This window comes from Trinickia sp. (assembly GCF_051961175.1).
Lineage (GTDB): Bacteria > Pseudomonadota > Gammaproteobacteria > Burkholderiales > Burkholderiaceae > Trinickia.
In genome coordinates, this window is the sequence record NZ_JBQCDN010000153.1 from 1 (window position 1) to 6,158 (window position 6,158).

Annotated in this window: 6 protein-coding genes; 5 read left to right on the forward strand and 1 reads right to left on the reverse strand. The window is 64.2% G+C overall.

The genetic code is table 11. The features are described from left to right. Nucleotides 1–175 precede the first annotated feature (175 nt). From ACTHL0_RS08895 to ACTHL0_RS08905, 3 genes are all read left to right on the forward strand, one after another. On the forward strand, nt 176–1,153 hold the full coding sequence (locus tag ACTHL0_RS08895) for an AAA family ATPase (RefSeq protein ID WP_440566362.1): 978 nt from the start codon (nt 176–178) through the stop codon (nt 1,151–1,153). Between the two features lie 224 nt (nt 1,154–1,377). Further along, the gene (locus ACTHL0_RS08900; RefSeq protein ID WP_440566363.1) at nt 1,378–2,484 is read left to right on the forward strand and encodes an NAD(P)/FAD-dependent oxidoreductase; all 1,107 of its coding nucleotides are present in this window, start codon (nt 1,378–1,380) and stop codon (nt 2,482–2,484) included. A gap of 227 nt (nt 2,485–2,711) precedes the next feature. Further along, the gene (locus ACTHL0_RS08905; protein WP_440566364.1) at nt 2,712–3,029 is read left to right on the forward strand and encodes a high-potential iron-sulfur protein; all 318 of its coding nucleotides are present in this window, start codon (nt 2,712–2,714) and stop codon (nt 3,027–3,029) included. 110 nt (nt 3,030–3,139) lie between these two features. Here the strand turns inward: ACTHL0_RS08905 and ACTHL0_RS08910 are convergent, their stop codons facing one another. Continuing rightward, nucleotides 3,140–3,841 (reverse strand): dienelactone hydrolase family protein, encoded by a 702-nt coding sequence (locus ACTHL0_RS08910; protein ID WP_440566365.1) that lies wholly within the window; start codon nt 3,839–3,841, stop codon nt 3,140–3,142. Nucleotides 3,842–4,091: 250 nt separating this feature from the next. On the opposite strand from ACTHL0_RS08910, the gene ACTHL0_RS08915 reads away from it, so the two are divergent. Continuing rightward, nucleotides 4,092–5,225, forward strand: a complete 1,134-nt coding sequence (locus tag ACTHL0_RS08915; RefSeq protein WP_440566366.1) for an NAD(P)H-dependent flavin oxidoreductase — start codon at nt 4,092–4,094, stop codon at nt 5,223–5,225. 457 nt (nt 5,226–5,682) lie between these two features. Further along, nucleotides 5,683–6,158 (forward strand): branched-chain amino acid ABC transporter substrate-binding protein (locus tag ACTHL0_RS08920; RefSeq protein WP_440566367.1); only part of this gene is annotated, 476 nt, incomplete at its 3' end.

Sequence of the window (6,158 nt, forward strand, 5' to 3'; positions counted from 1 at the left end):
GTTATTAGCAGCACGCATGCCGCGCTGCTGGCTTTTCGCATGGAACTTGCTTGGCTACACTGAAAACACGAATTAGCGAACGATGCGCCGCCCCGCGGCCGGACGCATGGCCACAGCAAGAATCGACGGGGCGCCCATCGCGACATGCGCTAAGCAGTGGCATGGGAGGTGAGCGATGACAACAGCCGTGGTGAAACAGGAAATCGCAGTGGCGTCGTTCAGCAAGGTGTACGACCTCGAGCGGGTCGAGACTGCGCTGAACGACTTGACCGAAGGCGCGAGCGATGCGCTGCGCGCCACCTACGAAAAGATGCTCAAGGTGGGCAACCTGCGGTTTTGCGTCAAACCGAACCGGATGCCTGCGGTCGACGCGCTCATCCATGCCTTGCCGAATTTCGCCGATCCGCTGGAGGACGTGCGCCGTCAAGTGGCCTTGTGCATCGAAACGGAAGACCGGCTCGAGTTGATGCCGATGCTGCTGCTGGGCGATCCGGGCATCGGCAAGACACACTTCGCCAAGGCGCTCGCACGGCTGCTCGGCACGTCGCATCACTACGTTGCGATGAGCTCGCTCACCGCGGGCTGGATCCTTTCGGGCGCTTCCTCGCAGTGGAAGAACGCCAAGCCCGGCAAAGTCTTCGAAACGCTCGTCAACGGCAGCTATGCGAATCCGGTGATCGTCGTCGATGAACTCGACAAAGCGAGCGGCGACTCGCAATACGATCCGCTCGGCGCACTCTACGCGCTGCTCGAATACGAGACGGCGCAGACGTTCGTCGACGAATTCGCCGAAGTGCCTATCAATGCGAGCCAAGTGATCTGGATCGCGACGGCCAACGATGAGCGCTCGATTCCAGAACCGATCCTGAGCCGCATGAGTGTGTACGAGATTGCCCCGCCCGATCGGGAAGGCGCCCGCCGCATTGCGCAAACGATCTACGACGAAGTGCGCACGGCACACGGCTGGGGCCGGCGCTTCCCCGAATGGCTCGGAGAAGACGCGCTCGAAGCGCTGTCGCGCGCTTCGCCGCGCGACATGCGCCGCGCAATTCTGCATGCGTTCGGCGAGGCCCGCATCGACGGCCGCGATGTCGTGCGTGCAGCCGATATTCGTCCGGAACGCGGCGCGCGCCGCCGGCCGATCGGTTTCTAAAACCCGTTCCTTTCGGCCGTTGACACGGCGTTTCGCTCGGTGCGCGGGACGGCGCGCGCGGTTCACGTCGTACAATGGCCTCAGCTCAATCGATGCGATCTTGCGCATCGAACCGGGACAGGACGTTCCAGGCGCAACCAGTGTGTTCGCGAAGCAGTCAAGCAGTCCCACCGAAGTTGCAGGCGGACGGAGAAGCGTGCCCGAGTGGGCCGCGACGAGACAACATGGATGAGATCGAATGGGTAGTGATCGGCGCGGGCGTGGTCGGTCTGGCGATCGCACGCGCCCTCGCCGAGCGCGGCCGGGAAGTGATCGTGCTCGAAGCGAGCGAAGCGATCGGCACCGGCACGAGTTCGCGCAATAGCGAAGTCATTCACGCGGGGCTGTACTATCCGCGCGGCTCGCTGAAAGCGACGCTGTGCGTGCGCGGCCGCGAAATGCTCTATGAATACTGCGCCGAGCGCGGGGTTCCGCATCAGCGCTGCGGCAAGCTGCTCGTCGCGACTGCGCGCAATCAACTGCCGCAGCTGGCTGCCATCGAGGCGCGCGGTAAAGAGAACGGCGTGCTCGATCTGATCCGGCTGTCCGGCGCCGATGCGCAGGAACTCGAGCCGGCGCTGCATTGCGAGGCCGCTGTGTTCTCGCCGCAGACGGGCATTGTGGATAGCCATCAGCTGCTGCTTGCGCTGCAAGGCGACGCCGAGCGCGGCGGCGCGGTATGCGCATTCCATTCGCCGGTGCAATCGGTGGAGGCGCGGGCCGGGCGTTTCATCGTGACGGTGGGCGGGGAATCGCCCACGACGCTTTCGGCCGCATGCGTCATCAACAGCGCCGGCCTGCATGCCAACGCGCTGGCCCGCAAGATTCGCGGCCTCGACGCGCGGCATGTGCCGCCGCTTTATCTCGCGCGCGGCAACTACTTCAGCATCTCCGGGCGTGCGCCGTTCTCGCGGTTGATTTATCCGATGCCGAACGAAGCGGGCCTGGGTGTGCATTTGACGCTCGACTTGGGCGGCCAGCCGCGCTTCGGTCCGGACGTCGAATGGGTCGATACGATCAACTACGACGTCGATCCGCGCCGCGCCGATGCGTTTTACGCAGCGATTCGTGAATACTGGCCGGAACTGCCTGAGGGTGGGTTGCAGCCCGCTTACGCAGGGATTCGTCCGAAGTTGTCGGGGCCGGGCGAGCCGGCGGCGGATTTTGTCATCCAAGGGCCGGCCGCGCACGGCGTGCGCGGGCTCGTCAACTTGTTCGGCATCGAATCGCCGGGATTGACGGCTTCGCTGGCCATCGCCAAGCGGGTCTGCGAACTGGCTGGCCGAGGGTAACGGCGGGCTGGGCGCCAGCATGCCCCGTTTGTCTGAACAGACAGAGACGTCTCAAAAACGTCTCGCAAACGTCTCACAAACGTCTCGCAGGCTCTCTTTGCAATCCGATGCGTTATGCGCGACATTGGGCCGGCAGGGCTGCGCCGAGCGCGCTTCGTTGCTATGCTTGGCCCCTGCTGCCGCGAGAAGCAGCGGTGAGTAGGACCATATATAAAGGAGAGTCCCCCATGAAATCCTCCCGTCGCACGTTTTTGATCACGAGCCTTGGCGCTGTTTCCGCATTGGCGCTCGCTTCCCGCGAGGCGCTGGCCGACGCGCCGAAGGTGACGGAAAGCGATCCGACCGCCGTTGCGCTTGGCTACAAGATGGATGCGAGCAAGGTCGACAAGGCCAAGTATCCGAAGTACGCCGCGGGCGAGAAGTGCGGCAATTGCCAATTCTTCCAAAGCAAGACAGGCACTGACGCTTTCGCGCCGTGCCCGATGTTCGGCGGCAAGCAAGTCGCGAACGGCGGCTGGTGCAGCGCCTATTCGAAGAAGGCTTGACGCCGAAGAAGGCTTGACCCGTAAGCGGCCAGACCGCTCAGTGCGACTCGGCACGGAACCGGCACGGCGCTGACCGCCATGCCGATTCGCCTTCTCAGCGGCTCACCGCTTCACAGATGCTGCGAGAGAAAGGCCAGCGTGCGCCCGTGCGCGAGCGCCGAAGCAGGCTGATTGTAGGCGGAGCGGTCCGAACAATTGAACCCGTGTTCGACGCCCGGATAGTCGAAAAACTGCGCGTTCGTATGCCCCGCGAACTGCTGCTTCACCTGCGCGACGGCCGTTGGCGGAATCGACGCATCGTGCTCCGCGTAATGGAACAGAATCGGCACGCGCACGTTCGCCGCTTCGCCGAGCTTGTTCTGAATGCCGCCGCCGTAATAAGCAACGGCCGCGTCGGCCGTGCCTCGCGCCGCCATCAAATAGGCGAGCTGCCCGCCGAAGCAAAATCCCACCGTGCCGATTTTGCCCGTCGTTTCCGGTAGCGCGCGCAACGTCGTGGCCGCTGCGCCCAGATCAGCGACGGTTCGGTCGGCATCGATGCCCTTTAGCAGGGCCAGTGCCTTGTCGCGGTCGGCGCCTTCATAGCCGAGCTCCACCCGCCGCTCGGTACGCCAGAAGATATCGGGTGCGAGGGCGACATAGCCCGCGAGCGCATACTGCTCGGCCACCGACCGGATATGCGCATTCACGCCGAATATCTCCTGCACGATGATGACGCCGGGCCCCTTTCCCGCCCGCGGCAACGCCAGGTAGCCGTCGTAGCGTTCGCCGCCGCCGGCGTCGATTTCGATCCATCGAGTCGTCACGCTCATTCATCGTCTCCTATCTCAGCAGTCGCAGGGCCGCCAGTTTGGCATCGATTGATGAATCGCGCTGAAGCGGTGCCTGGCCGTCACGGTTCTGGACGAGCACTCGTTCATCGAATGCGAACGAAACGTTCTCGATTATTCATTTTTCGTGCGTGGGCTCGGCGCGTAGAGTGAGCCCATTGCGGAGCACCACGCGGCGTATCGGCACCGCGTGCGAGGCCCGACTGAACCCGGCAGAGTCAGGAGAGCTCAGATGAATACGAGTACGAGTACGAGTACGCGCGCAGGGCGCCACTACGCCACGGCGTTCGCCGAGCGGTTCGATTTGCGTCTGCCGCTGGTGCAAGCGCCGATGGTGGGGGCGACGACGGCGGCGCTGGCGGCCGCGTCGAGCAACGCCGGTGCGCTGGGCTCAATCGGGGCGGGCGCGATGACGCCCGAGAAGATCGCGGCGGAAGTGGCCTCGATCCGCGCCGCCACCTCGCGCGCATTCGGCGTGAACCTGTTCGTGCTGGAACCCGCGGCACCCGACGATGCGACGGTAAGCCGCGCGCTCGACGCGATCGATCCGCTGCGCGCCGAGTTCGGCTTGCCCCCGGGCCACGCTCCCGAACGCTACGCGCCCGTGTTTCGCGATCAACTGGAGCAAGTCATCGCGCTGCGCGTGCCTGTCGTCAGCTTCACGTTCGGCGTGCTCGATGCCGCCGACGTCACTCGCCTCAAGGCGGCCGGCAGTTATGTGATCGGCACGGCGACGCACGTAGCGGAGGGCGTCGCCTGGCGCGACGCTGGGGCCGATGCCGTCTGCGCGCAAGGGGCCGAGGCGGGCGGGCACCGCGGCACCGTCATCGACGCCGAGCGCAATCCGCTCGTCGGCACCATGGCGCTTGTGCCGCAACTCGTCGACGCACTCGGCATCCCGGTGCTGGCGGCGGGCGGCATCATGGACGGCCGGGGCATCGCGGCCGCGCTGGCGCTGGGCGCGCAGGCCGCGCAGCTTGGGACGGTGTTCTTGCCGTGCGCCGAAAGCGCGATCGCGCAGGATTGGCGCAAGCGGCTGCTGGCGAGCAGCGATACGGCGACTTCGGTGACGCGCGCCATCACAGGCCGCTATGCGCGCGGCATCCGCAATACGCTGATGGACCGGCTCGAGGCCGAGCCGGCGCGCGTCGCGCCCTACCCGGTGCAGAACGCGCTGACGCAGGAACTGCGTCAAGCGGCCGCGCGTGCGGATCGCGGCGATTACCTTTCGCTGTGGTCCGGACAAGGCGCTGCGCTGTTGCGCGGCCGCCCGGCCGGCTGCGGTGCCGCTGAACTTATCGACGCGCTGGACGCCGAGTGGCGGGCCGCTTCGAAGCGGATCGCGGGCTGCGCGGCAGTGGAATAAACCTTCTACGGAGCAACGCATAAGCGAGTCGCGCTACCCAAGCCGTTGAATGACATTCATATGTCCAGCTAAGTCTTTTTTTGATTGTCCTCAATGCCTTACCGCATGGCTTTCGCAATTGAAAGTGGACGCTGTTGCGCGGAAGCCGCATCTTCCTACTGCTCGAAAACCCGCATGCGCAGTGGGTTTCCGAGCCGCGTCCACGTTTCCCTCAGGTCCTTTTTGCGGCCGGCGCTATTAGTAGTCTTCCCACTTTCTCAAAAAAATCCCCAACTTTAATTTGTTGCCCTACACTTGCGCGCAGCACGATGGCGCGGCCTGTCACGAACTTGCCGGCTCGCGTGCACCACCAAGTGCATGACGATGCATCCGACGTTATTGCCCCTTCGACTCAGACAAGAGGAAGGCGGGGATTCGGGCGATCACGTCGTTTTTGGGACCGAAACTGGAGACTTACATGAATATCAAGATGCAAAAACTGTTGCCGATCACCGCGGCTGCAATGCTGTTCGCGACGATGGCAACGGGTGCTGCGGCAGACGAAATCGTCAAGATCGGTCACGTTGGGCCGCTGACGGGCCAGATCGCCCACCTTGGCAAGGACAACGAAAACGGCGCGCGCCTTGCTGTTGAAGAGATCAACAAGAAGGGTCTCGTGATCAACGGCCAAAAGGTCACGCTGCAACTGGACCCGCAGGACGACGCAGCTGACCCGCGTCAGGCTACGCAAGTTGCGCAGAAGCTCGTCGACGACAAAGTCGTCGCAGTGGTCGGCCACTTGAACTCCGGTACGTCGATCCCGGCTTCGAAGATCTACAGCGATGCGGGCATCGTGCAGATCACGCCGTCGGCAACGAACCCGGCATACACGCAACAAGGCTTCAAGACGACGTTCCGCATCGTCGCGACGGACGCGCAGCAAGGCCCGGCGCT

Coding starts and splice junctions, on each gene's coding strand:
- ACTHL0_RS08895 (WP_440566362.1), top strand. CDS start 176: ATGACAACAGCCGTGGTGAAACAGGAAATCGCAGTGGCGTCGTTCAGC.
- ACTHL0_RS08900 (WP_440566363.1), top strand. CDS start 1,378: ATGGATGAGATCGAATGGGTAGTGATCGGCGCGGGCGTGGTCGGTCTG.
- ACTHL0_RS08905 (WP_440566364.1), top strand. CDS start 2,712: ATGAAATCCTCCCGTCGCACGTTTTTGATCACGAGCCTTGGCGCTGTT.
- ACTHL0_RS08910 (WP_440566365.1), bottom strand. CDS start 3,841: ATGAGCGTGACGACTCGATGGATCGAAATCGACGCCGGCGGCGGCGAA.
- ACTHL0_RS08915 (WP_440566366.1), top strand. CDS start 4,092: ATGAATACGAGTACGAGTACGAGTACGCGCGCAGGGCGCCACTACGCC.